This is a genomic window from Streptomyces clavifer (genome assembly GCF_036345975.1).
In the GTDB taxonomy this organism is placed as follows: domain Bacteria; phylum Actinomycetota; class Actinomycetes; order Streptomycetales; family Streptomycetaceae; genus Streptomyces; species Streptomyces clavifer.
On the sequence record NZ_CP107794.1, the window covers coordinates 191,581 to 215,393 of the forward strand.

Annotated in this window: 22 protein-coding genes; 10 read left to right on the forward strand and 12 right to left on the reverse strand. The window is 68.1% G+C overall.

Annotated elements, in window-relative coordinates; genetic code table 11:
* Positions 1 to 401 precede the first annotated feature (401 nt).
* Positions 402 to 974, forward strand: a complete 573-nt coding sequence (locus tag OG927_RS34530) for a DUF6461 domain-containing protein (RefSeq protein WP_330321485.1) — start codon at positions 402 to 404, stop codon at positions 972 to 974.
* Positions 975 to 1,447: 473 nt separating this feature from the next.
* Here the strand turns inward: OG927_RS34530 and OG927_RS34535 are convergent, their stop codons facing one another.
* Together OG927_RS34535 and OG927_RS34540 are read right to left on the reverse strand one after the other, a co-directional pair.
* Complete coding sequence (locus tag OG927_RS34535) at positions 1,448 to 1,627, reverse strand: DNA ligase-like domain-containing protein (RefSeq protein ID WP_330321486.1); 180 nt, start codon at positions 1,625 to 1,627, stop codon at positions 1,448 to 1,450.
* A 1-nt stretch (position 1,628) separates the two neighbouring features.
* Positions 1,629 to 1,994 carry an ATP-dependent DNA ligase gene (locus OG927_RS34540; RefSeq protein WP_330321487.1) on the reverse strand — a complete coding sequence of 122 codons (366 nt, stop codon included), beginning with the start codon at positions 1,992 to 1,994 and terminating at the stop codon, positions 1,629 to 1,631.
* Positions 1,995 to 2,320: 326 nt separating this feature from the next.
* On the opposite strand from OG927_RS34540, the gene OG927_RS34545 reads away from it, so the two are divergent.
* Positions 2,321 to 4,075, forward strand: coding sequence for an immunity 49 family protein (locus OG927_RS34545; protein WP_408058139.1), 1,755 nt, complete (start codon positions 2,321 to 2,323; stop codon positions 4,073 to 4,075).
* A gap of 157 nt (positions 4,076 to 4,232) precedes the next feature.
* On the opposite strand, the gene OG927_RS34550 is transcribed toward OG927_RS34545, so the two are convergent.
* Positions 4,233 to 4,586, reverse strand: coding sequence for a hypothetical protein (locus OG927_RS34550; RefSeq protein ID WP_330321488.1), 354 nt, complete (start codon positions 4,584 to 4,586; stop codon positions 4,233 to 4,235).
* 1,038 nt (positions 4,587 to 5,624) lie between these two features.
* Here OG927_RS34550 and OG927_RS34555 point away from each other — a divergent pair.
* A complete protein-coding gene (locus tag OG927_RS34555) occupies positions 5,625 to 6,317 on the forward strand; it encodes a restriction endonuclease (protein ID WP_330321489.1) in 693 nt (230 codons plus the stop codon).
* 222 nt (positions 6,318 to 6,539) lie between these two features.
* Here OG927_RS34555 and OG927_RS34560 read toward each other — a convergent pair whose 3' ends face one another.
* From OG927_RS34560 to OG927_RS34570, 3 genes are all read right to left on the reverse strand, one after another.
* Positions 6,540 to 6,902 carry a hypothetical protein gene (locus tag OG927_RS34560; RefSeq protein WP_330321490.1) on the reverse strand — a complete coding sequence of 121 codons (363 nt, stop codon included), beginning with the start codon at positions 6,900 to 6,902 and terminating at the stop codon, positions 6,540 to 6,542.
* A gap of 287 nt (positions 6,903 to 7,189) precedes the next feature.
* Positions 7,190 to 7,393: a hypothetical protein gene (locus OG927_RS34565; protein ID WP_330321491.1), complete on the reverse strand. Its 204-nt coding sequence runs from the start codon at positions 7,391 to 7,393 to the stop codon at positions 7,190 to 7,192.
* Positions 7,394 to 7,442: 49 nt separating this feature from the next.
* Positions 7,443 to 8,420, reverse strand: a complete 978-nt coding sequence (locus tag OG927_RS34570; protein ID WP_330321492.1) for a recombinase family protein — start codon at positions 8,418 to 8,420, stop codon at positions 7,443 to 7,445.
* Between the two features lie 207 nt (positions 8,421 to 8,627).
* Between OG927_RS34570 and OG927_RS34575 the strand changes: the two genes are divergently transcribed.
* On the forward strand, positions 8,628 to 9,566 hold the full coding sequence (locus tag OG927_RS34575; RefSeq protein WP_330321493.1) for a helix-turn-helix domain-containing protein: 939 nt from the start codon (positions 8,628 to 8,630) through the stop codon (positions 9,564 to 9,566).
* A gap of 74 nt (positions 9,567 to 9,640) precedes the next feature.
* Positions 9,641 to 10,207 carry a GNAT family N-acetyltransferase gene (locus OG927_RS34580; protein ID WP_330321494.1) on the forward strand — a complete coding sequence of 189 codons (567 nt, stop codon included), beginning with the start codon at positions 9,641 to 9,643 and terminating at the stop codon, positions 10,205 to 10,207.
* 309 nt (positions 10,208 to 10,516) lie between these two features.
* On the opposite strand, the gene OG927_RS34585 is transcribed toward OG927_RS34580, so the two are convergent.
* Complete coding sequence (locus OG927_RS34585; protein WP_456293805.1) at positions 10,517 to 12,166, reverse strand: transposase; 1,650 nt, start codon at positions 12,164 to 12,166, stop codon at positions 10,517 to 10,519.
* A gap of 4 nt (positions 12,167 to 12,170) precedes the next feature.
* Here OG927_RS34585 and OG927_RS34590 point away from each other — a divergent pair, with 4 nt between their 5' ends.
* A complete protein-coding gene (locus OG927_RS34590) occupies positions 12,171 to 12,695 on the forward strand; it encodes a transposase family protein (RefSeq protein ID WP_330321496.1) in 525 nt (174 codons plus the stop codon).
* Between the two features lie 37 nt (positions 12,696 to 12,732).
* Here OG927_RS34590 and OG927_RS34595 read toward each other — a convergent pair whose 3' ends face one another.
* Positions 12,733 to 13,074 (reverse strand): beta/gamma crystallin domain-containing protein, encoded by a 342-nt coding sequence (locus OG927_RS34595; protein WP_330321497.1) that lies wholly within the window; start codon positions 13,072 to 13,074, stop codon positions 12,733 to 12,735.
* Between the two features lie 529 nt (positions 13,075 to 13,603).
* On the opposite strand from OG927_RS34595, the gene OG927_RS34600 reads away from it, so the two are divergent.
* Together OG927_RS34600 and OG927_RS34605 are read left to right on the forward strand one after the other, a co-directional pair.
* Positions 13,604 to 14,185, forward strand: a complete 582-nt coding sequence (locus tag OG927_RS34600) for a sigma-70 family RNA polymerase sigma factor (RefSeq protein ID WP_330321498.1) — start codon at positions 13,604 to 13,606, stop codon at positions 14,183 to 14,185.
* A gap of 267 nt (positions 14,186 to 14,452) precedes the next feature.
* Positions 14,453 to 15,544: an IS630 family transposase gene (locus OG927_RS34605; protein ID WP_330321499.1), complete on the forward strand. Its 1,092-nt coding sequence runs from the start codon at positions 14,453 to 14,455 to the stop codon at positions 15,542 to 15,544.
* On the opposite strand, the gene OG927_RS36125 is transcribed toward OG927_RS34605, so the two are convergent.
* Positions 15,465 to 15,941 (reverse strand): TetR/AcrR family transcriptional regulator, encoded by a 477-nt coding sequence (locus OG927_RS36125; protein WP_408058140.1) that lies wholly within the window; start codon positions 15,939 to 15,941, stop codon positions 15,465 to 15,467. The two genes, OG927_RS34605 and OG927_RS36125, sit on opposite strands and share 80 nt — an antisense overlap.
* Before the next feature lie 299 nt (positions 15,942 to 16,240).
* On the opposite strand from OG927_RS36125, the gene OG927_RS34610 reads away from it, so the two are divergent.
* Positions 16,241 to 16,714, forward strand: coding sequence for a Dps family protein (locus tag OG927_RS34610; protein ID WP_330321500.1), 474 nt, complete (start codon positions 16,241 to 16,243; stop codon positions 16,712 to 16,714).
* A 149-nt stretch (positions 16,715 to 16,863) separates the two neighbouring features.
* Here the strand turns inward: OG927_RS34610 and OG927_RS34615 are convergent, their stop codons facing one another.
* Together OG927_RS34615 and OG927_RS34620 are read right to left on the reverse strand one after the other, a co-directional pair.
* On the reverse strand, positions 16,864 to 17,946 hold the full coding sequence (locus tag OG927_RS34615; protein ID WP_330321501.1) for an RICIN domain-containing protein: 1,083 nt from the start codon (positions 17,944 to 17,946) through the stop codon (positions 16,864 to 16,866).
* Between the two features lie 614 nt (positions 17,947 to 18,560).
* On the reverse strand, positions 18,561 to 21,653 hold the full coding sequence (locus OG927_RS34620) for an AfsR/SARP family transcriptional regulator (protein ID WP_330321502.1): 3,093 nt from the start codon (positions 21,651 to 21,653) through the stop codon (positions 18,561 to 18,563).
* Positions 21,654 to 22,120: 467 nt separating this feature from the next.
* Here OG927_RS34620 and OG927_RS34625 point away from each other — a divergent pair, with 467 nt between their 5' ends.
* Complete coding sequence (locus OG927_RS34625) at positions 22,121 to 22,507, forward strand: Imm32 family immunity protein (protein WP_330321503.1); 387 nt, start codon at positions 22,121 to 22,123, stop codon at positions 22,505 to 22,507.
* Between the two features lie 26 nt (positions 22,508 to 22,533).
* Here OG927_RS34625 and OG927_RS34630 read toward each other — a convergent pair whose 3' ends face one another.
* The gene (locus OG927_RS34630) at positions 22,534 to 23,427 is read right to left on the reverse strand and encodes an IS982 family transposase (RefSeq protein WP_330321504.1); all 894 of its coding nucleotides are present in this window, start codon (positions 23,425 to 23,427) and stop codon (positions 22,534 to 22,536) included.
* Positions 23,428 to 23,813: the final 386 nt, after the last annotated feature.

Consider the following 23,813-nt stretch of genomic DNA (forward strand, 5'->3'; position numbering starts at 1 on the left):
GCCGGTCACCTCGAGGTGGAACCTCTCACGTCGAGTCGGCAGCGGGCCCAGCTGCTCTGGAGTTCGGGACCTTATCGCTCACCTCCTGGCATCTCATCCCGTGGTCACAGGGGTCGGAGCCATCGCCGAGTACCGAGGTGATGTGGGACTCAAGGTCGAGATCGGCGGTCTCGATTTCGATATCCGGGTTGGAGCCGGCCTGAGCTCAGTAGCCTCGTATCAGGTGGGCTCCAGGGCGTGTTGGTGGTCACCAACTTGAGAGGGCAGTTCGTAAGTTGATGTCCGTTCCAGTGCTTCCTGGCTGACGGCGTGATCACTTGGCGCTGCACGGCCGGGTCGCCTTGTCGGTGCCGCTGCGTAGGGTGCACCCGACGATCACTTGCTTATGGGAGGGGCGCAGTGTGCGCGACGGGATTCGGTGGCTGGTCGATCTGGAGCACTGGATGTCCAGCGTGGTGTTCGCACGCGGGATATCCGCGCAGGAACTGGCGGTACGCATGGGAGGCGATCGGGACGCCGCGACCGAGCCGATCACTGACGCCGAAGCGTGGGTCCTCGGTGAGTGGTACCGACCAGGCGAGGACGGTGACGGGGTCGTACGCGTCGGAGAGCAGGAGGGCTGGGCGTTCGCTCTGGAGTACGGGGACTCTACCGGCGGGGACCGTTTGGCAGAGATCTCTCAAAAGGGCATCGAAGCTGTCCACTACGTGCCGATGCAAGAGCATCCGCCGGCCACAGTTTTCTATGCTCGGGACGGCGTGGAAGTATGTGGCTTCGGGCTGCGCGAGGAAGTATGGCGCTGGGGCCGGGAGCCTGACCTGCTGCTTCCCGACCTCATTAGCGGGCACGTGCTGCAGCCCGACGGGAAAACGCTCATCGCCCCCGAAACTGAGCACTACACGGATGCCTACCGGCGTACCCTCGGCGTCATTGAGCAGCGGTTCGGGCTCTCGCTGTCCCCGGCCTACCTGTAGGAAGCCCGCCTGCCAGCGTATGCAGTTCGCGGCACACCAGACATGTATGCCTGAGCGATCGCAGCCGTCGCCAACTCATCTGCTCACTCGCCAACTGAAGCCAGGGATGCCGGGCGTATTGCTCGGTCGGCCACCTGCTTCGTAGTGAAGCTACCAGCGCCAGCTTCGGTGAGGATGTCCAGCTTGACCAGGCGTTTCAGCTTACCGGTGCTCTCGACTGGTCACGGGCGTGGGTGGTTCCTGACCAGCGGGACGAAGGACGGGGCCCAGCTCGGCCGCCGCAGGCCGGGACAGCGGCGTGGAACGGGCGATCAGCTTCAGCTGGCCCGCAGGGTCGAACCGGCCGAGCAGGAGGCTGGTCGGCGAGTGAACGGTTCCGGTGACCGCACCGGTGATCCCCTCCGTCGTCATGCGGGTCCGCAGTTTCAGCCACCCGCGCTCTCCGCGCCGGTAGCGCGAGCGAGGATCCTTGATCACCACATCCTCGATTCCAGCCGCCCCCACACCGGGTCCAGCCAGCCGGCGGCGGTCGCCGGGTCGGAAGTCTGCGGGCACAGCGCCCACAGGGCTGCCAGCCGCCGTGCGGTGAAGAGGTCCTCCAGCGCAGCCCTGCGACGGCGCAAGGGCTCGTCGAGCAAGACATCACCGGACATCTCAAGCACGTCGAAGACGATCGGATGGGCCGGCAGCTTCCGCGCCGCGCGCTGCGCGGTGGCTCCCCGGCGCTGGGCCGGCCCGCTCCTGCAGCGCGGGAAAGTCGAGCCCCTGCGCGCCCCACACCACCAACTCGGCATCGAGAACCGCCTCGACACCGAGCTCGGCCGCAGACCGGACGAGCTCGGGAAAGGCCCCACGCAGATCGGCACCCCTCCTGGACTGGAGGTACGGCTGCGGCCCGGTGAACACCAGGACACGGAACCCGTCGGCCTTGGGCTCGAACGGCACGGGCTTCGCCCCGGGCGACGGTAAGGCTGTGATGGGGCGGGCCAGCATCGGCTCGATCGGCGGTGAGAGGTGCACGCTTCCACTTCTACGCCTTTCGTGCTCCTCTCGCCGCCCGCAGCGCCGCTCAGGACGACGAGCAGCGCGGGAGTCGGGCAAGGGGTGGTGGTCGAGGCTCCTGTCCTGGGCCGAGGCGGCGGGCAGTGGGTCCGGCCACGCCAGGGCTCGCAGGATCCCGGTGCGGCACCGTCGGCTCGGGCCGGCCGCGGCAACTGCCCGGCGTTGACAGACCTGCCAGGAGCCTGCGGCGCGGCTCGTCCGGGATGAAACCCAGTGAATGGCAGTGACCGGCCTGTCAGATCCCGCACCTAGGCTGTGGCAGAGATCGATCAAGGAGCCAGGCAGTGCGAATAGAACGTCACCAGGTGGGCGAGGCGGCCGTGTCGGCAGCGCGCGAGGACTTCACCAACCGAATCGTGGGCCAGGTGCGGTCCATGTCGCGGGGCGGCCGGATGGCCACCTACGAGTGGCAGTCGATCGCCGACGAGTTCCTCGACTACCTGGGCGCCCTGTCCGTCGAGACGCCCGGTCTCGACACCTCGGAGGCCAGGGCCGCCCTCAAGGACGCCTCCGAGGCCGCGGCCGGCGCCATCGCGTACGCGGCTTACCACCCGCACTGTAGCTTCAACGTCTTCCTGGAGTATGTGAACTTCGGCATGAGCTACGACCCGGGTGATGACGCACCCGAGGAAAGCGTGACGTCCAAGGAGTGGATCGACGCGCTCTGCCTGTCGGTCCTCAGAGACAAGGCCAAGTGGCACGGCGAGGAGTTCACCTTCGCCCGGCAGAAGTTCGCCGAGAAGGAGAAGGGCACGCCTGTCGGCGAACTCGCCACGGGATTGACTGCCGTGGCCCTGGACGACGCCGGCGACGGGGAGTACCCGCCGAGTGCGCAGGCCAAGCTGGCTGCCTTGGATGCGGCTCTGGACCGGGTCCGTACCCGTGCGACGGAGACGGGCGAGCCCCTCCTGGACCGGCCGGACGGCCTGGCGCTGCAGACGCTGCGGGCGCTGGCCGCCGGGGACAGGGAGGGCTTCGACGCCGCGCTGGCCGAGGTCTTGGTCCGGCACAGCGCCCTGCACGGGCAGGCGGCCTCCCCGAGCAGCCTGCTCCCGCTCGTGCCCCTCGCCCTGGCCGCGATCGCGTACCGGACGCTGGGCTGGGCACCGGCCGTTCACACCGACTACCTCCCGCACGCGCTGGTCACCGGCTTCGAGACCCGGGGCCCTCGGGTCGGAGGGCTCGGCCGCAACCGGCGGCCGGACGCGGTCGCCGCGCTCGCCGCCGGCCCGTTGGTGGTGGAGCGGCCCGCCTGTGAGCGCGAGGGCATCCCGCGGATCGTGGCCATGTACGAGGAGCGCTGGCGGGAGGCGTTCGCCCCCGCCGACGGGGAGCCCCTCGCCGTCTGGCCCCTCGGTAGCGTGATGGACGATCAGGAGCGCCTCTTCCAGTGGCGGGCGGGGAATCCCGGCGACGCCGAGGATGCCCAGCTCGCCACCCTTCGGCTGGCCTCTCGCGCGGGGGCGGCCCTGTTCCGTATCGCCCTGGCGGAGCCGGGCACCGAGGTCGAGGTGAACGTCGACGGCCGCACGCTGCGCTATCGGGCCAAGCGCGGCGAGGATGCCGGTGCCGGGCGCTGGCAGACGGCCACCACCTTCGCCCTGATCACCGGCGCATGCGAGGACCTCGCCCCTCTGGTCCTCACCGGCCCCACTTTCGCGCGCCCGGACGGCTCCGCGTTCACGGCGTACCGCGAGGCTCTCCACGCCTACCTGAAGGGCACTGATCCCGAGGCGGCCGCGCAGCGGGCGCTTCAAGAGGCCGAGAAGGCCAAGGACTGGGGCTTCGCGATGCCGCCGGCCGTGCTGCTCTCGCAGCTGGTGGAGGGCGACGAGGAGAGCTTCAACCTGGCCTTGGCCGACGCGCTCGAAGCCCACCGCGCGTACTACGAGGTTGCCGACCGCTCCGACGATCCTGAGGTCTCCGTCAACCTCGACGTCCTCGCGCTGGCCTGCCACGCCCGCCGCCGCGGCTGGGCTATCCGCGTGGAGTCCCCTTACCTGCCGCAGTACCTCCTGCGGGCGGCTGAACCCTTCTAGTGACCTGAGTCGCAGGTTCGTCGTTGGTTGTTTCCCGTCCTGCGCGCCGTGCGCGACGCGGACCCGTCCGCCGCCGAGGAGGCCATGCGTGCGCTGCTCGCCCGCGTGGCCCGCCATTTCTCGAGCCGGGATGTCCCACCGGGATCCGACACCGGAGTCAGGCCGCCTCGACGACGGCCGGCGCGTCGTGGCTGTGCTGGAGGATCATCCGCCCCCGCACCACCGTCTCCCGCTCCAGCGTCGCCCAGAACGGATGCGTCGCGACCACGGTGCTCAGCTCGAGGAGCTCGGCCCGCAACCGGGCCACCTCCCGATGCTGCTCGTCGGTGTAGCCGGGACTGTCGGGCTTCGCGGACCGGTATCCGCTGTGCAGCTGCTTGTCCCCTTCCCAGCCGGGCATCGGCACGGCCGACCACGGCAGGGTCCGGGCGTACTGCTCGTACGCTGCGCGGGTCTGGTGCAGGGCGAGCTGCGCGTCGCGCAGGTCTTGGGGGAAGTCGTACTTAGCCACACCCGAATAGTACGTCTGTTCGAATTACTGAAGCGAGGGCACGCCGGTCCGTGCGAGAGGTCTCACACGGACCGCGGCCGCTTCACCAGTGGGAGCGGGGCGGGCGCCTTTCGCGAGGTGGGGGTGAGCCTGTGCTGGTGAGCTTGTCGGGTACTGACCACGGAAGGTGGGGCCTGGTACTTTGGTGCACGGGGCCTGGATGGGAGATGCGCCGGTGCCACGGTGGGATGGCGTCCGGTAGCTGGATCGAACGCGCAACCGCCACCGGCCTGGAGCAGCCGCTGCGGCACAGCGTGGTCGGGCTCACCGTTCGTCGGTGAAGAGGGCTGGAACGTCCCTGGATGGTGGTGCGTTCAGTTGGGGGTGTGGGTATGGAGGGGACTGTGTCCCCGGGCCTCACCTATAGCCCATGGGGAAGATCGTTCGGCTGAAGCCCCGTGGAGCCCTCCGCCGAGAGGCGACCACCCTCCATACCCACACCCCCTTCTACGGCCCCGGCTGGCCTCCCCCGACCAGCCGGGGCTCTTTCATGCGCGCGTACGGGTGTCGCCGTCGGAGGGCATGGGTTTTGCGTCCGGATCAAGCCGTGACTGGAAGTGATCTTTCGGTGACGTGTTGTCAGTGGTGGCTGGTTTGATGGATCGGTTGCGCAAGGGGGCGTGGCGTGTGGGGGAGGGGGCTGGTTGTGCCGTGGGTGCGGGAGTACGTGCGCAGGAACGGGACGAGGGTGAAGGCCCATTCCCGGTGGGCCGCGGGCGGGCGCCGGGAGATGTCCGTCGTCGTCATCGTGGGGCTGGTGGTGATCGTTCTGGGTAATCCGTCGAGTTCGGCTGACGGCGGTCAGGGCAAGTCACCTCGCCCGGGGCCGAGCACTGGGTATCCGGGGAAGTTCTCCGAGACGGGCAAGGCGCCGGCCCGGCCGGGGCCTCAGCCCACGGTGTCCTATCCGATCAGGTTTCCCGAGACGCGGAAGGCGCCCTCGCGGCCGGTTCCGCGGTCGACGGTGTCGTACCCGATCCCGTGGGACCGGGGGAGCCGATGACCGCCCGCCGTCCGGCCCGGCGGGGCGGCCGGCCCCGGTCGCGCAAGCGTAAGCAGGCCTATACCGGCGGCGAGGTCCTGGTCGGCGTCTTCGTCATCGTGTGGCTGGTCTCTGTGCTGCTGGACTGGCTCGCCGCCCACCCCTGGGTCCTGCCCGTCACCTTGCTGGCGGCCGGGGCCGGTGCCTTCTTCTGGTTCCGGCTCCGTGCACAGCAGGGGCAGTGGCAATCCCAGGTGCCGGGGCTGCGGTATCCGCTGGAGCTTCTGGACCGGCTGCACCACCGCCAGTTCGAGGACGCGATACGCGACCTGATGCTCCGCGACGGCTGCCAAGACGCAGTCCAGGTCGGCGGCGCCGGCGACAACGGCGCGGACGTGAAAGCCACCGACCCCTTCGGCCGCCGCTGGGTCATCCAGTGCAAACACCGCCGCGCCGGCCTCGCCGGAGCCGCCGTCGGCACCCCCGACCTGCACGTCCTCAACGGCACCGGCCGCCCCGTCCACAAGGGCGACGTCATCGTCCTGGTCACCAACGGCCGCTTCACCAAACCCGCCACCGACTTCGCCCAGTCCCAACGCCTGCACCTCGTCGACCGCCACACCCTGGCCACCTGGGCCGCAGGACCCCGCCCCCTGTGGGAACTCCTGCGCGCGGTACCACCGCCCCGCAGACCGACCACGCTGTCCTGACAGGCCGGCTTCCGCCCTGCCTGCCCGAGATCCGGGCGGCCCGCTTCCGCGCGCAGACAAGCCAGCCGGTGGGAACGGCCTGCTCCCACGATTGGGGGCGCTACAGACCCGGCCAGAGACAGACCCCGTACCGCCAACTGCATGTAACCGGGCACCAAGGATCCCACCTACTGGGGCCGTGATGACGACCCGCGTTCCTGATCTGCCCTTCGATCCCTGGACCTATCGGTGACGGTCGATGCGCTGGTGCAGCTCCGCCTCCCCGGTGGCGGCGACATACCCGCCCGAGATGGCAAAGTGCCGCTGCGCACGCTCCAGGACCGGCCTACCGGGAAGCTCGGTTCCGCGTACTGCCTGCTGCACCAGATGCCGAACGGCCACCACCGCGTGAAGAGCAGCCTCGATCCGGGCACCACCCGGCGTCGCTCCCGCAAGCCCTGACGGCAGCCCCAGGACGTGGTGATCGTGATCCTCCACGACGCCGCAGTCGATAGAAGCGACCAGGGTGGCCTGAACCTCCATCAGCATGCTCACCACGTCCTCCCACTGCTCAGGAGTCGGCCGCTCGGAACGCTGCTCCTGCATCTACTGCCTCCGAATGTCTTGAGTAAAATTGGTGAATTGGCTGCCGCCGTGTGGTGCGGTGCCGCCGGTCTGGTGGGGTCCGTACGGAGTCCAGGACGCTGGCGTGGTGCATTGTCCGCGTCCGCGGGTCGCGGCGAGGTGGTCGGCTGTGACCAGGGCTTCACGCCCAGGCGCCCCCTATGCGTGGGGCTGGGGCGATGTCTGAACGGCTTCGCTCTTCCCGCCGCGCAGGGGTGCCTGTAGTGCAGGTGCGTCACCGGGCGGGGCGCGTGGCCCGGTGAGGGCTCTCATGGCCTGTTCGGTGGGCCGGATGACGATCTCGCTGAGGGAGACGTTGTGGGGCGCGAGAGCGCGAAGGCGATGAGTTCGGCGACGTCTTTGGCCTTGATGGCGGTCTCGGCCCAGATCTGTTCGGCCATGGCCCTGGTCTTTGCGTGGGTGATGTGGGTGGGCAGTTCGGTGGCGACGGCGCCGGGTTCGACGAGGGTCACGGCCCTGTTCTCGTATAGCTACGGCGAACGGACATGTAGCGCTGAGTGACTACACGGGGCTGCGGTCACGCTGCTGAAGGGCGGCGAAGTCGGCGTGTGCCGTCTCGACTGCCTCCGGGTACGCCTGGGTCTTGTCGTGCTCGGCGAGCGCCCGGTAGATGCTCGCGGCCGAGGGGTTCTGTCCCTTGCGCTTGCCGGTGGGGATGATCAGGTCGGGCTGGATCTGCTCGACGGACTCGCCGAGCGCCTTGCGCCGCAGCACGGTGTGCAGCATGTCGTCGGTGATGACCGGGGGCCGGCCGCCGTACTTGCCCTTGCGGGCCGCGGTCTCCAGCCCTTCCAGCGTCGATTCGCGGATGTTCTCCCGCTCTGTCTCTGCCATTGCGGCGAAGAAGCCGAACAGCAGCTTGCCGGGGCCGGTGGGGTCGTAGATGCCGGGCAGCGGCCCGGCAAGCATCTCCAGCACCAGGCCGTGCTCGGTCAGATGGTCTGCGAGGGAGGTGAGCTCTGCCGCGTCCCCTCCGAGCCTTTTCATCTCGAACACGGTGAAGATGACCCGGCAGTGCGGGGCATGCGCCTTGACCTCCCGGGCGGTCCTCAGCGCCTCCTCGAACTGCGGGCGGACCTTGATCCGGGTGCTGATCTTCTCGCTGAAAATCTTGTCCCTGCTGATGCCGTGTTTGGCGAGCGCGTCCAGCTGCGAGTCGAGCTCCTGGCTGAGGTGCGAGCAACGGGCATAACCGATGCGGATGTCCGCGCTCGGCAGACTGGGATCGACGGCTGCGGGTACCGACTTGCCGGGCCGCCAGGGCTGCCCCGGCCCTCGGTTGGCCGGGGTCGGCACCCGCAGCTCCTTCGCCAGCTTCGGCACCTTGGTGAAGTGGCCGGTGTGGTAGGCGCTCGTGACTGCCCCGCTGCGCGAGCGGCACGGTGAGCCGGGGGCGGCCTTCCACTTCGGGCACGGATGGCGCTCGACGAGATCGGCTTCGGACTCAGGTCCGGCGGAGGGTTCTTGAAGGGCCGTCATGCACCCGGATTTTCGCACAACGCAAGTCTCAGAACCCTCCTCCTGACACCTTTGCGTGCGAACGGGTTCTGAGAGTCGATCCGCTTCTTGATGGCCTTCGTCCGGCCCTTTTTGATCTTGCTCGGGCAAAGGGTCGTTTGTGAGAATCTGACCGTCGCGAGCTCACGAGCTTGAGTCTCCAGCAGGGGGAGACCGGAGGGTGGGGACATGAACGGCCACACGCTCTACTCGATCGGCGAGCTGGCCCGGCGGACTGGTACCACGGTGAAGACCATCCGGTTCTACTCCGACTGCGGACTCATACCGCCTGCTGACCGCAGCCCGGCCGGCTATCGCCTTTACGACAACGGTGCCGTCGCACGCCTCGATCTTGTGCGAACCCTGCGCGACCTGGGAGTGGACCTTGCGTCCATCCGGAAGGTCATGGACCGGGAACTCGCGCTGTCGGAGGTTGCCGCGGCACATGCCGACGCGTTGGACGTGCAGATCCGAATCCTGCGGCTGCGGCGTGCAGTGCTGACCGCCGTGGCGAAGCGCGGGGCTACCCCTGAGGAGACACATCTGATGCACGAACTGGCCAAGCTCTCTGAAGTCGAACGCCAACAGCTGGTCGGTGACTTCCTCGACGCCGCGTTCGGTGGTGTGGGTACCGGCTCCATGTTTACGGGAATCATGCGCTCGATGACTCCGGAACTGCCGGACAACCCCGATACGGAGCAGGTCCAGGCGTGGGTGGAACTGGCCGAGCTGTCCCAGGACCCAGACTTTCGCGCCCTCGTGCGGCAGATGGCCCAGGAGCAGACGGCCGGGTACATCCAGGGTGGTCCACCCATGCTGCACAGCAACTTGGCTGCGATCGTCCGTGACCAGATCGCCCCGGCCGTGGCAGCGGGCATCGAACCAGCCTCACTTCAGGCCGATCCGATCGTCGCGGTCCTCATGACCCGCTGCGCACATCTTCTCGACTGCCGCGACGATGCAGAGTCCCCGTGGCAGCTCCTGGCCCGGCTGGAACGCGTGAACGATCCGCGCAGAGAGCGGTACTTCTCTCTGCTCGCGGTGATCAATGGCTGGCCGGGTCCGGAGAGCCTGCGGCCGGTGCTCGACTGGTCCGTCCACGCCCTGCAGGCCCGGATGCAGGGATGATGGGGCGGCCGCGGGGCGGCATGGACCAGCTATTGCCGATCTCAGATCAAAGCCCTGCTGCATATGATCCGGCAATGAACGCTCCCGTCATACTCAAGGCTGCCGCGACGCCGACCGCTCCCGCTCTCGTTCTTCGCCCCTGGTGCGCGGAAGACGTTGCCGCGCTGGTTGAGGTATACCGGGACCCCGAGCTGCGGCGTTGGACGAACTCTTGTATGGAGAGCGAGGACGATGGACTGAGATGGGTGCGGGCTCAGGAGCAGGGTTGGGCGGCAGGCGACCGGTTCGCCTTCGCAGTCCATGAAACAGCCCTTGACGCGGCGCCGCCGCAGTTGGTGGGCAACGTGGTAATCAAGGAAGTCGCATCCGGCAAGCCTTCCGCCGAGGTCGGTTACTGGACCGCAGCACGGGCTCGCGGGCGAGGCGTGGCCCCACGAGCCCTGAATACTCTCACCGCCTGGTCCTTCGATGCTTTCCAAGCAGATGGTCTGGAGCGCCTCGAACTCCTCCATCAGGTCGACAACCTGGCATCCTGCCGCGTCGCCGAGAAGAACGCCTACCAATTCGACAGGATCCTGCCGTCGGCTCCTCCCTCGTACCCTCTCGATGGTCATCTGCACATACGGCGCGCAGCTGCCTGAACCCGTCCGTCGACACCTACCAACGCCCTCTTCTCTACCTGGCAAGGGGCGCGCACCCCCGGTAGCCGCGGAAACAAAGAACCGCGCCTACGCGTCGTCGTCGGCGTCCTCCGTGACCCCCGGGTCGCGAAGTTGCACCAGTAGCGGCACATGGAGTTGATGTGTCAGCGAGGAGAGCCCGGCCCCATCCTCGTGTGCCTGGGGTCATGGCCATCGGCACGGTGCCGCCACGCACGTTGCCCAGGTCGCTTCATCGTCCCGGGCAACATCGTCTTCACCCGGGCTCCGGGTGGGCCCGGAGCCCGGCTGTCACGCCGGGGCTGCGGCAGCCTCTCCCTGCTGGGTGCGTGGGCCGGGTACCGTCGCGCGGATGGACAAGTCCAGATCGAGGCGGCTGTTCATGTCCAGCTCGAACCGTCCGTACGGATTCACGTGGGTCCAGAACAGCGGCGACAGCGCCCGGCGGTCCGCGTCGGTGAGCCTGTCCGCCCACTTCGGATCGGCCAGGACCTCCTGCATCAGCAGCGTGTTGACGTGCACCAACGCGGACTGGAGCAGGTGCAGCGCGAGCATGCTGACCTCCTGGGACTCCTTGTCCGCGCCAGCCAGGTCGCCGTCCTTGCCGTAGAAGAGGTCCTTGTTCGCGGAGTTCCAGTTCTCCACGACCTGGAGCCCTTCGTGGATCTCCTGGCGCATCTCGACGTCGGCGAGGTAGTCGCACACGAACGAGGTCCGTACCGCCCGCCCGAGTTCTTCGATGGCCTGGTACGTGGGGTGTTTGGGACCACCCCGGGTGAACCGGCGCAGGACCTGCTCGGCCTCGGCGGTGCCCAGCCGCAGGGCGGTGGTGTACTTCACGATCTGGTTGTACTGCTGGGTGATCAGATCCCAGTTGATCGTCTTGGTGGACAGCACCGGCGCGAGGTTCGGCCACTTCTCGTCCTGACCGGCCGCCGGCCGGTACAGCTTCGCGGAGCCGATGTTTTTCAGCCTCGGCATCAGCTTGAAGTCGAGCATGTGGGCGAAGGCGAAGCCGACGATGGACGCGCCGTGGGTGTCGGTGTACTGCCGGTCCACCTCCATGTCGGTGCAGTGCCGCAGCACGCCCTCGATCATCGAGGCGACCTCGGAGGCCGAACACGACTTGAGCTGGGAGTAGATACACACCGACTTCCGCTCGACGTGCCAGTAGATCATCACGCCGGGGCCGCGGTAGCGCTGGTGCCACTCGGTCATCAGGTTGGAGGACCAGGCGCCGAACTTGCGGCTGTCGGAGGCGCACGCGGTGCCGGTGCCCCACCACATCTCGTCCCGGGCGGCGAAGGTGGCGTTCACCAGCTTGCGTAGGGCGGCACGCATGTTGGCGCGGTTGACGAACAGGTGCCGCACCCGCCGCAGGGTCGCTTCGTTCTCGCCGTGCTTGCCGGTCACCGCGACCCGCTTGATGCCCATGTTCGTGCCCAGCCCGAACAGCACCAGCAGCAGGCGGCGCCGCAGCACGTCCTTCGACAGGTTCTCTCTGGTGGCCACCGAGGTGAACTCGGCGATGAAGTCGGTGTCGAACTCGGCGTACTTCAGGATGTCCAGCAGGTCGATGGTGCCCCAGCGCCGCTCGATCTCGCCCTTGACCGCCACCAGGCTCTCCGGCTCCTCCTGCTTCGCCCGAGGGGAGACCCTGATCCACGGCTCGCCGTGCTCCTTGACGATCGCCACCCCGCCCGTCGTGCCCTCCACCAACGCGCGGTCGAAGCGGTCCAGCGAAGTGCGGAGCTTGCCTTGCAGGGCGGCGATGAACTCCCTGGCGTCCTGCGGCTGGCCCAGCGCGGCGTAGTGCACGTCCCGGTTGTCCTCGAAGTCGGCGGGCAGGTCGTCCTCCGGGTTGCGCCACCGGTTCGCCCCCACCACCCAGATCTCCCGCAGAGCGCCGCCGGCTTCGGCATGTCCGTGGGCACCGCCCACGGACATGCCGAAGCCCGGAGTGAGGCTCCCCGCCGATCGGACGCCAGGCCTGCTCAAACACTGCGCGAGCACGACCAGGACTACGTGCTGCGGACGGCATCCTCAGAGAGTGCGACCGCCTGGGCGACGGACGCGCCGATTGCGCCCACAGACACCGGCGCCACGGCGTGGACGCGCGGATCGTCACCGATCCCCAAGGCCGTCCTTCTGCGGATCTCGCAGGCCTTGCCGGGCCGCGCTCAGAACTGATCGTCGCGCGCACCCACCGCATCATCCGAATCCGCGAGCGCCCGGACGCCCCGATCGTCGCCGGGGCGAACTGCCACCGACCGAACGGACGTTGAACCGGGCACTCGCCCGGGCCCGCGCTACTGTCGAACGAGGCGTCGCCCGCCTGAAGCCCTACCGGATTCTCTACCGGAGCCGCCGCGGCCCGAGCCGAAGGATGGACATCGCCGCCACGGCGCCCGCCCTGGAGAGACGATGCCGGAAAGGCTCAATGGACCCATCGCGGCGACGTCATCGCTGACGAGGACCCGCAGCCACCTCGTTCCTGCTGGCGGGGACTACCAGATCCTGATCTTCGTGATCTTGTGGATAGGCTCGCCGGGGACGTTGCCGAAATGCCACTTGTCCACGGTCGCGCTGGTCGCCGGCGCGCCCAGCCTGGGCACGTACTCCAAGGTGACCTTGTTGTCTCCGGTCCAGATCTGGTCCACGCCGTAGATCGCCACACTCTGCACGCCCGCGTTGGCGAAGCAGAGGGAGCCGCCTGCGTTGTGAAGCGACAGGAGACCCAGTCCATTGCAGTCGGTGCGGTTGATGGCGGACGCCGACGAGGCAGGCAGCACGACGGCCATAGCCCCGGCAGCCGCGACCACCGCCAGGCGTGTGATGAATCGCTTCACTGGTGAGTTGTTCCTTCCATAGTGGTGTGGTGCCGCCGAGGGCCGCAGCGCACGGCGGCATCGCAGGGACGCAGGCACGTCCAATCAGCGCAACGTGGAAAAGGGCGCTCCCGTTCACCAACTGAGCGTTCTACTTCGGGGCGGTCGCGATCATCCTCAGCCGTTCACACGCTCGATCCAGGCAGGCAGGAACGTCGGCCACAGCGAACGCCGGGTGTCGTGCTCCCGCATCGTGGGGGCGGCCGCATCCGGGTAAATCCAACACACTCTCGGCGGGACCGTCCTACCGAGCAGCGTGGCTTCTCAGCCGCTGTCGCAGGCCACGGTATTCCCGCAGTGCCGACACAGCGCAAGGCCACCCCGAGTAGTTATCTCACTCCTTCCGGGGGCGGCGCAGCACTCCGGCCCTTACGGAACGGCAAGAACTCGACAAGGTCTCGCCAAGGGCCTCAGACGAGTGTGTGAGCCGTTCGGTCGCGTAGGCGGCTGAGCACGCCCCGGAACACTCGTACAGGATCGAGCGCCACGCATGAACGAGATCATGGAACTGCGGACCACTGCCTCCGCTCCGACTTGGTCGCATGACCGGAACCTCGCATCCGATGTCGACTGCGAGGCCTTCGTCAGAGACATCTACGACCAGTACGGTTCTCTGCTCGTCCGGTACGCCGCGCGCCTGCTGGATGGTGACTGGCACAAGGGGGAGGACATCTTCCAGGAGACCGCGGCCCGCGCTTGGAAACACGCCCGGTTCCTGGGCACCCGCCACGAGAGCATTCGCCCGTGGTTGTTCACCGTGGCGAGGAATCTCGTCATCGACCATCACCGGGCGCGCCGTGTGAGGCCGTTGGAGCACATGGCCGTCGAGGAACTGGACGTCTCGAGCGACAGCACGGCATCCGCGATCGACTCCCATGCGGTGTCGCGGGCCTTGGCGGAGCTGAACGAGCAGCAGCGATCCGTCATCTGCCTCATGTATTACCTGGAATGCAGCGTTGCCCAAGCGGCCGAGCACCTCGGCATACCGGCCGGCACCGTCAAAAGCCGCGCCTTCTACGCCGTGCGGGCGTTGCGCAAGGCGCTGGAGAAGCAGGGAATCGTGGGGGTGTGACCATGGCGCGGCCCCGGTCGCACGGTCGTCATCGGGGCCTGTAGTCCAGGCTGGAAGCACGACGGACCTGAAGTAAGCGCGTAGGTGGGCCGTGTCGGGATCTGCTGCCGTCACTGCCTCCTGTGACGACATCGCGCCGAGCACCAACTGCGGGAAGTAGGCGATGTCAGGACAGCCCGTGGAGACTTTCCCCCTCTCCACCGCGCGGCGCAGCAGCAGACCCAGTGCTTCTAGTGACCTGAGTCGCAGGTTCGTCGTTGGTTGTTCATGAGTCGTCCCGGTCCGAAGATTCCGCCGTTGTCGGTGACTGATGCCCAGCGGGCTGTGCTGGAGGGTTGGGTGCGTCGTCGTTCGACGGCCCAGGCTCTGGCTCAGCGTTCGCGGATCGTGCTGGAGTGCGCCGAGGGGCATTCGATCCTGGAGGTGTCCCGCCGGTTGAATGTTGCCGCGGACACGGTCCGCACCTGGCGGCGGCGGTTCATCGAACGTGGCCTCGACGGCCTGTCCGACGAACCGCGGCCCGGCGCCCCGAGGAAGATCAGTGACGCCGACGTCGAGCGGGTCATCGTCAAGACACTCGAGGAGAGGCCGAAGAACGCCACCCATTGGTCGACCAGATCGATGGCTGCCGCCACGAGCATGTCGCAGTCGGCGATCTCCCGAATCTGGCGGGCGTTCGCACTCGCGCCGCACCGGTCTGAGACCTTCAAGCTGTCCACGGACCCGTTCTTCATCGACAAGGTCCGCGACGTGGTGGGCCTCTACCTGGATCCACCGGAAAGAGCGCTGGTCCTCTGCGTGGACGAGAAGTCGCAGATCCAGGCCCTGGACCGGTCCCAGCCCGTGCTCCCGATGATGCCGGGCGTCCCGGAACGCCGAAGCCACGACTACATCCGTGCCGGCACCACCACCCTGTTCGCGGCTCTGGAGGTGGCGACCGGCAAAGTCATCGGCTCATTGCACCGGCGCCATCGGGCAGCTGAGTTCAAGAAGTTCCTGGCCAAGGTCGACAAGGAAGTGCCAGCCGGCCTCGAGGTGCACCTGATCCTCGACAACTACGCGACCCACAAGACACCGGCGGTCAAGAAGTGGCTGCTGTCCCACCCTCGATTCCACCTGCACTTCACACCCACCAGCTCGTCCTGGCTGAACTTGGTGGAACGATGGTTCGCCGAGCTCACGCAGAAGAAGCTCAAACGCGGCGTCCATCGTTCCGTCCAAGCACTGGAACGCGACATCCGGGCCTGGGTCGCGGACTGGAACGACCACCCACGGCCCTTCATCTGGACCAAGACCGCCGACGAAATCCTCGACAAGGTCGCCAGCTACTGCCAGCGAATCTCTGACTCAGGTCACTAGGTGCCCATCGACGACGTTTCTGTGCAGTGCTTCCGCGAGGTGTCTGTCGCCGCGTATCGCGTGCGTTATCGAGGAGAGTAGACGGGCGGTGGCCCCCGTCTTCTCCCGCCTTCACGGCGACCTCTTCCTGGTCTCCCGCGAGGGTGCCGGTGTCGACGGTGTCGATGCGGATACGTTCGCTCTGCTCGAGGGCCGCTGCCACCAGCTGCGTCTTGTGCTGCCACCGGCGGTAGAGACCAGCTTTGCTGGTGCGCGCCTTCGCGCTGACCATGTCCATCGTCAGTGCTGCGAAGCCCACGTCCTTGAGCACTTCCCGGACCGCCGTGAAGATGATGCATCGGCGTTCTTCGCTCAGCCGGGACGGGCCCGCGGCTCGGGTTGTCGGTATCGACTGCATGAGGAACTCTACTTGGTAGGGGTGGTCGGGATTCGTGACGGGGCGAGGGCTGAGCCGGGACGCAGTTGGCTGCGATCACGAAGGCATGGACGTATGGGCTCGAGCCGATACCGGCAGAACCCCTCATGCTCGATTCGGAGTCACGTGTCGGACGACTGAACCCACAGAGGGCTCACGCCGTTCCTAGCCTCGGGCTCATCACGTCCCACAGAAGCGCGCTGCGGCACGTTTCTGCGAACGGCAGTCGCCGACGTCCTGGCTCAGGACGCCGGTGCCACTCACGAAAGGACCGCACTCCCATGCCGGTCATCAAGAACTCTCTGCCGAAGCGCGACCGCGAGACCGCGGGTGCGGCGCTGCAGGCGACTTTGACCGACCTTCTCGACCTGTCCCTGGTGGCCAAGCAGGCTCACTGGAACCTGTACGGCCCGCGCTTCCGCTCGGTTCACGTCCAGCTCGACGAGGCCGCCATCATCGCTAGAAACCACGCCGACACGGTGGCCGAGCGTGCGGCCGCCTTGGGCATCAGCCCGGACGGACGGGCCGCGACCATAGCGGGGACCAGTGGAGTGACCGCCTTTCCGTCAGGATGGATCAAGGACAGCGACGCCGTCGAGGCCCTGGCGCACGCGCTCTCGGCGGTGACCGGGAGACTGCGTAAGCGCCTCGCCGAGATCGGCCCGGTGGACGTCGTCACCGAGGACCTCCTCATCGGACTTACGGCCGATCTGGAGAAGCAGAGCTGGATGTTCCAGGCGGAGAACCGAGCCTGACCAGTCCTGCGGCTGACCACCCGGCGTACCGCCCGCGAGCCGGGCCTGCCCGGCGTGGCATCCGCACGCGGCCCGCGGATAGTTCCTGCGAGGCGACCCTCGCCCCGCGCACCTGGTGCCGGGCGAAGACCGCTTGGGTCGTCCGCGGGTCATGAGCGGGTCCAGGTCTGGTTCGCGGCACCGGTGCAAGGCCACAGGATGGCTCGGGTTCCGTCGGCGGACCGGCTGTCGTAGACATCCACGCACTTGGTGGCGAAGCGGGACACCAAGTCGTCGGTCGCGTTCAGATGGAACTGCTGAGCGGCTGCGCCGGTGCAGGAGGCCACCCGGACGACGGTGCCGTTGCCCTTCGAGGCGTCGACGAGATCCATGCACAGCCCCAGCGAACGGACCGTCCCGTCCGAGCGGAACTCCCACCGCTGATCGGCGGACCCCTCACAGGCCCGGATGGTCAACGGGGTCCCCGCGATCCCTCCGGAGAGGCACTTGCCCGACTGCCGGCCGGTCAGCGTCTGCCCGGTCACCGTCCCGTCCTCGCGGTCAGGGGCGACCGAGTCGCCGGATGTCTGCGCATCGGTTCCTGAGGCGGTTCCCGCATGACCGGACACGGCCTCGCCGACGTCCTCGGGTGCGGCAGCCCCGCTGGTGCTCGCGGCCTTCTCCTTCTCCCGGCCCTCATCCGTCCCCTCCCGCGGAGCCTCCCCCTCGCTGTCCGCCTTCCGTCTCTCCTCCGCGGGCTCCGTGCCGGTCTTTGCGCCCTCGTAGGAGGGGGCGTACCCGGAATGAGCACTTCCGGCCCGCGGGGTGCGGCCGGCGAGAGGGGACGAGGTGGGGCTTTCCGGGTCGCCACCGAGACCGGCCAGCAGGAGCGCGCCGATAAGCAGTGAAGCGCCGGCGATCGCCCCGACGAGGACCGGTGTGCGGGGAAGGCGGGACGTCGATGTCGCATTCTCCTCGGGCGGGTGGCTGTGTGGCGAAGGTGTGCCACCGGCACCGGAGGGGTGAGCTGCGGGGACCGGCGTGCCGGACGCCGCACGGCGTGTGGCACGCAGCGCCCGGGCGACGTCGGCGCGTTGCGCCTCGTCCGGTGTCCGGGGCCCGCCCGGCATCTTCGCCAGATTTTTCGACGGCTTCCGGACCGGCAACGGCATGGGCGCGGATCCCGTCCCGCTACCCTCCGGGATGCCGGTCGGGTCGGGGCTGTCCGTCTGGGGCATCGTCGTCGCTCTCATTCGTCCGAGGAAACAGGGGTCGGGGCAGGGGGGCGGGCGTACGGCCGTCTGGCGCGGAAGAGGCTGGCGGCGCCGAGAACGGGCCTCAGGACGACGTCGGCGGCTTCCCGCCCCAGGATGTCCGGACTCCGTTCGGTGCCCACTGGGGTGAAGGCACCGCGGTCCAGGACTGGCCTGTGCCCCGAGCGCACACCTTGCCGAGACGGTGGAGGCGCTGCTCGGTTGCCGACGGCCGGACGGCGGACGGCACGGCTTCTCCTCGGATGAGGACGAGTGCACAGCAGGGTCGGTTCATGCACGCACCGACCGGTCGTCAGCAGGATCGCCTGGAGGAAACGACCTCCCCCGGCCGCACGCCGTGTTCACCGCTGTCAGCGGCGACATCGAGGTGCTTCTCGGTGATCCCGGGCACCCTCTGCGTCTCCCCACGCGCGGGTGAACCGGTTCTCTGTCGCGGTCGTTCACAGCAGAGGGGCACCCGCCCGGTGATCACGGCGCTCAGATCCGCGCCGGATGCCCCGCCACGCCTTCCGAAAGTGCCCGAACCCGCTGTCGTCCCGGCGAATGCCCCCGTGATGAAACGGATGAGGAGTGTCTGTGATCAGTGCCAGGGCTCAGACCGCAGGACCCTTACCCCGCGGAACGGGGAGCTTGTGCTTCCCGACCGCTCTCTCCGGCACGGTGGGCGTGGGGTCCGCGTCCATGTCGAGGGCGGTGAGCCGGTCCCGGACCTGCTGAGCGCTGTGTGTCATCTTCCGCGCCTCGGCGTCTTCGAGGGCGTCGACCCAGTCCGCCCGTGCGCCTTCCCGGTCGCCCATGGAGAGCCGGGTGTCGCCGAGCCGCATCAGCGTGCCGATGGCGTTCCTGTGGTCTCCCAGTTCCTCGAACGCCTTCGACGCCCGCCGGTATGTCGCTGCCGAGTCCTTATAACGGCCGAGCAGGCGGAGGTTGTGGCCCAGGATGTCCCACGCCTGGGCGAGCTGCCAGGGGGCGTCGAGGCGGTGGAACAAGGCGATGCCCTCCTCGCTGTACAGAAGGCTCTTCTCGAGGTTCCCCAGGTTGGAGTGGAACCAGGCGAGCTCGAGGAGGCACTCGGCCAGCCACAACTCTTCGCCTGTCTCCCTGGAGAGTTCCAGCCCCCGCTCGGAGGCTGCCACAGCTTCCGCCGTCCGCCCGAACAGGAACAGCGCACAGGCCGTGACGTAGTGGGCTCGTGCCAGTTCACCGATGTCGTCGAGCTTTTCGAAGATCGCTGTCGCGTGGCGAAGCTGATGCAGAGCTTGCTCCTGATAGCCGAGGTAGCCGTGGATGCCACCCAGGTGCCGTAGGCAACGGCCCTCTTCGAGGGAGTCGTTGCGACGCCGGGCGACTTCGAGGGCGGGCGTCAGCGCGGTGATGGCCTCGGGCCAGAACTCCTGACGGTTGAGGTGCTCCTTGAGCGACCAGGCGAGCCCGCTGATGTGATCGTCGAGATTCTGGCTGACGGCGGTGTGGAGCATTCCGGTCAGTACGGCCTGTTCGGCGGTGAACCATCGGGTCGCCTGCGTGGCGGTGGTGAGTTCTTCCGGCCTGACACCCGAGTGGGGTGCACCGAGTTCGAGGTCGTGCGATATGTCCTGCTTGAGGAACCGGTTCGCCTCGCAGGCGGTGAACATGTAGTGGTCCAGGCCGCGGAGAGTGGCCTGATGGCGCCCCTCGCCGGTGTCGTGGGTGTGAGCGAGCTCGGTGGCGTAGCCGCGCAGGAGGTCGTGCAGGCTGTAGCGACCGGGCAGCGGTTGTTCCACGAGGCAGGAGCTGAGCAGTTCGGCGAGTGCACGGCGCGTCCGGGAGAGGGGAAGGCCGGCGAGGCTGGCTGCGGCGGGGGCGGTGATGTGGGGGCCGGGGTGCAGGGCCAGCAGGCGGAAGAGCCGGGCGGCGTGCTCATCCAGCGACTGGTAGGACCAGGAGAAGACGGTGCGCACGTCGGTGGTGGTGTCGAAGCCGGTGAATGCTTCGAGTCCGCCGTGGGTGTGATGGAGGTCCTCGACCACGGAGTGGAGGGGGAGCGAGGGGTCGAGTTCCGCGCGGGCCGCGACCACGGCCATGGCCAGGGGAAGCCGTCCGCACAGACGGATGATGTCGGCTGCGGCGGTGGGCTCGGCGGCGAGCCGTTCGGTTCCCAGACGTCGTTCGAGGGCCTCGTGCGCCTCGGTAGGTGAGGGCAGCGCGAGCCGTAGGGGCTTGGCACCGTCGGTGGTGATGAGACCGGGAAGTTGGTTGCGGCTGGTGATCAGGGTGAGGCAGCCCGCTCCTGCGGGAAGCAGAGGGCGTACCTGCTGCTCGTCGCGGGCGTTGTCCAGGACGAGGAGGATCTTCCTGTCGGCGACGATGCTGCGGAAGAGTGTGCTGCGGTCGGCGGTGTCTTCGGGGATGCGCGGGGCGGGGACGCCCAGAGCGGTGAGGAAGCCGTGCAGGGCGCTACCGGGGTCGACGGCGGATGCGTGCGGGTGGAATCCGCGCAGGTTGACGAAGAGCTGCCCGTCGGGGAACGAGGTGGCGACACGGTGTGCGTGGTGCACGGCGAAGGTTGTTTTGCCGACACCGGGTGTACCGCTGATGACCACGGCGGGAGCGGTGACGGGCCCGGGGCGGCCCGGTGCACCGCTGACGGCGGACAGCCACGCACCTTCAGCCGCCCGCCCCGCGAACACCGGCAGGCTGCGCGGTAGTTGCGCCGGACGTGCCGAGGGCAGAGTGAGGGACGCTGTTCTCCCGCCGTCCGCAACGGCTGCACCACGTGCGCCGGACTCGGCTTCCGCGTTGTCGGACCGGTCGGCGGCCGGCGAGGTCGACTCGCCTCCGTCCGGCGCCTCGGTCGTGATGGTCCTGCTCAGGTGGCGGCCGCCCTGGGGCACCGTGTCGTACGTCCGGTCGTCCGGGAGCAGGGACGGCAGGTCATGGTGGAGGATGCCCTGGTGTAGGGCGCGCAGCGCCGGACCCGGTTCGAGGCCGAGCTCGTCGGCCAGGTGCCGGCGCACGTCGGTATAGCGTTGCAGCGCTTCGGGGTGTCGTCCGGCCAGGTACAGGGCTCGCAGCAGCAGGGCCCAGCCGGTTTCCCGTAGGGGGTGCTGTGCGGTCATCTCCTGCGCCGCGTGCAGGGCTTCGGTGATCCGGCCGCGCAGAAGCAGGCCAGTGGCACGGACTTCGCGAGTGGTCTGCCGAAGCTCTTCCAGGCGTGTTGTCTCCTGGGCGGCGAACAGGTGGTGCGCGGCGTCGGCGAACGCCGCGCCGCGCCACATGTCCAGGGCCTTATGGGCCTCGTCCACGACGCGATCAGGTCTGCCTTGGTCCATGAACCGGACTGCTTGGGCGACGGAGCGCTCGAAGCGCACGGTGTCACGGTTCTCGGGCGCCACACGCAGGGCGTAGCCCAGGGGTTCGGTGACCAGCAGCTCGAAGGCGCCCTGGCGGCGAAGATGCTGGGGTTCCAGGACCGCGCGTATCTTGCTGATGTGGGCGTGCAGGGAGCCCAGCGCTGTGCCCGGCGCCCGCCCCGGCTGCTGTGGCCACAGTTCCTCGCACAGCGTCTGCGGCGAGACCGCCCGGCCGTCGGCGAGCAGCAGGCGAATCAGCAGCAGCCGCTGCCTGCGTCGGCCCGGGTCCAGCACAGTCCCCGCCCGCCGCACCTCCAGCGGACCCAGCAGTCCGAAGTCAAGGCCTTGCCCCACAGCTCTCACCGTACCCAGCCGAATCTCACTTCACGGCGTCACTCATGGTGCACACCTGACCGGGGCCCGGCACGTGGACGACCTGTTCGCGCGGTGATCGATTGGGGCCTCGACCCACCGGGCGCCCACAGGAATCGTGTCGCGGTGGCTCTGGGCCCAGGAGTGACGAGGACTCCGTTGTCCGCTTCCCGCATATCGGACAGGATATTAGCAGGGCCTCATCCGGCGGCAGCCTTCGTCAGCTACGTGATGCGCCGCCTGGACAGGGGCGCCCCCGCCGTCCGGGTGCCGGCCCTGGGGCAGCGGGCGAGGTGGAAGGTTGCGGCGGGGGGCAGGAACACCGTGTCCCCGTCCTAGACGAGTGGCTCCGATGTACCTGGTCGCGTCTGGTCGGCTTGCGGGGGTGAGCGCAGGGCGGATGACCTCCAACGGCATCATGGGGTCCCCGACCTTGAAGGAGCGCCGCCGTGCGACTGGTTTCCGATCCCGTGTTCGGCGAAGTGGATCTCACCGCTTCAGCGGAGGAACTGGCCGGCTTGGCAAGCGCGGTGGCCAAGGGCGACGGATTCATCGGCTCCACGTCACCGCTGGACGGTGACACCTTGGCAGGGGTCGAAGTCAGGAAGGCTTCCGGCCCCGGGGTTCGGATCAAACTGGACGCCTCGCGGCGGGTACTGGTGATCAGCGGCGATCCCGGAGCCAGGGCAATCCTCGCAGCCAACCTCCAGAGCGTGGCCACCGGCGAGGGCGGTGGCCACCTCCACATCGACTACTTCCCCGAGCATCCCTACCTCGTTGAAGGGTCTCTGCCGATTGTGGTCAACAGCCCCCACGGAGGGATGCCGACGCGATGAGTGGCGGGAGGGCCGCCGTGTGGCGATCAGTGATCGTAGGCGACCAGTGAGCGGGTAACCGGTGCACCGATCCTGTTGTTATGCCAGATCCCGGCCGCCATCGCCAGCACGCGCTGGGCGACCCGGACGGCGACGCCCTCAAAGGTCCGCCCGCTGTGCCGTTCCAGATCGAGCTGCCCTTTCAGGGTGTCGTTGACGGACTCGATAAGCTGGCGGACCTTCTTGAGCATCGGCTCGCCGTACCGTTGCTTCTCCTGTTTACGGGAGGGCTGCAGCAGTTCGATTCCAAGCTCGGCCAGGGCCTTTTCGAAGGCCTTGGACGCGAAGCCCGTGTCCGAGATCAGCAGGATGCCCTCGCGCTCGGCGACCAGGTCTGCGTCGACCTCCAGCATCGCGGCCAGGACCTCGCGTTCACCGATCTTCGGGTTGGCCAGGGCCCACGTGATTGGCATCCCGGTCGGGGTGCAGACCAGGTACAGGCGCAGGCCCCAGAAGAACCGCGAGTGGGAGGCGCAGTAGCCGTAGCCGGCCCATCCCGCCAGGTCCGAGCGCTGCACCGTCGGGCGGGACATCCCGCACGGCACCGGCGTGGAGTCGGCGATCCAGTGGTTGTCGAACCAGAAGTCGCTGTCCATCGCAAGCTCCCGGATCAGCCGTCTGACCAGATGCAGGGCCGCGCGGAGACGCTTGTTGTAGCCCGCTCGCTGCGGCAGGTACGGGAACATGCCGCGAAGGTGCTTGTGCGCGTAGCGCATCCAGCGGGCTTCAGAGTGGAAGCCGAGCAAGGCTTGGGCCACCGCGAGGCAGATGAGTTCGGAGTCGTTGAGCAACGGCGGTCGGCCGAAGCACCGAGTTCCCCCGATCTCGTCATCGATCTTCACATAAAGTGCGGTCAAGAGGGTGTTCAGGTCTGTCGTCACACACGGATCTTGGGCACCCTCGCCCCTTTGAGGGGCCGAAACTTCGGATCTACTCGTCTAGGCCGTCGTCGGCGTCGAGAAGTACCAGGTGCCCCGGCCAAGCTGACCCGGCCGCCTTCCCCTCACCGCCAGCAATGCCCGGCGTGAACTCGCCGCACCCACCGTTGCCATGCTCCCCCGCGTCGCCGACTCTCTCTCCTTCCTCTACCTCGACATCGTCCGCATCCACCCCCGCAGACCGGCATCTGCGTCGTCCGGGTCCGACGGCTCGCGACCTAAGCGTCAGCCCTGCGGCGGTACGGCGGAGTGAGAGGGCCTGCACACGGTTCCGTATCCGTCTCTCGCGGGAGTGGTATGCGAACAGATGCCATGACCTGCTGCGATAC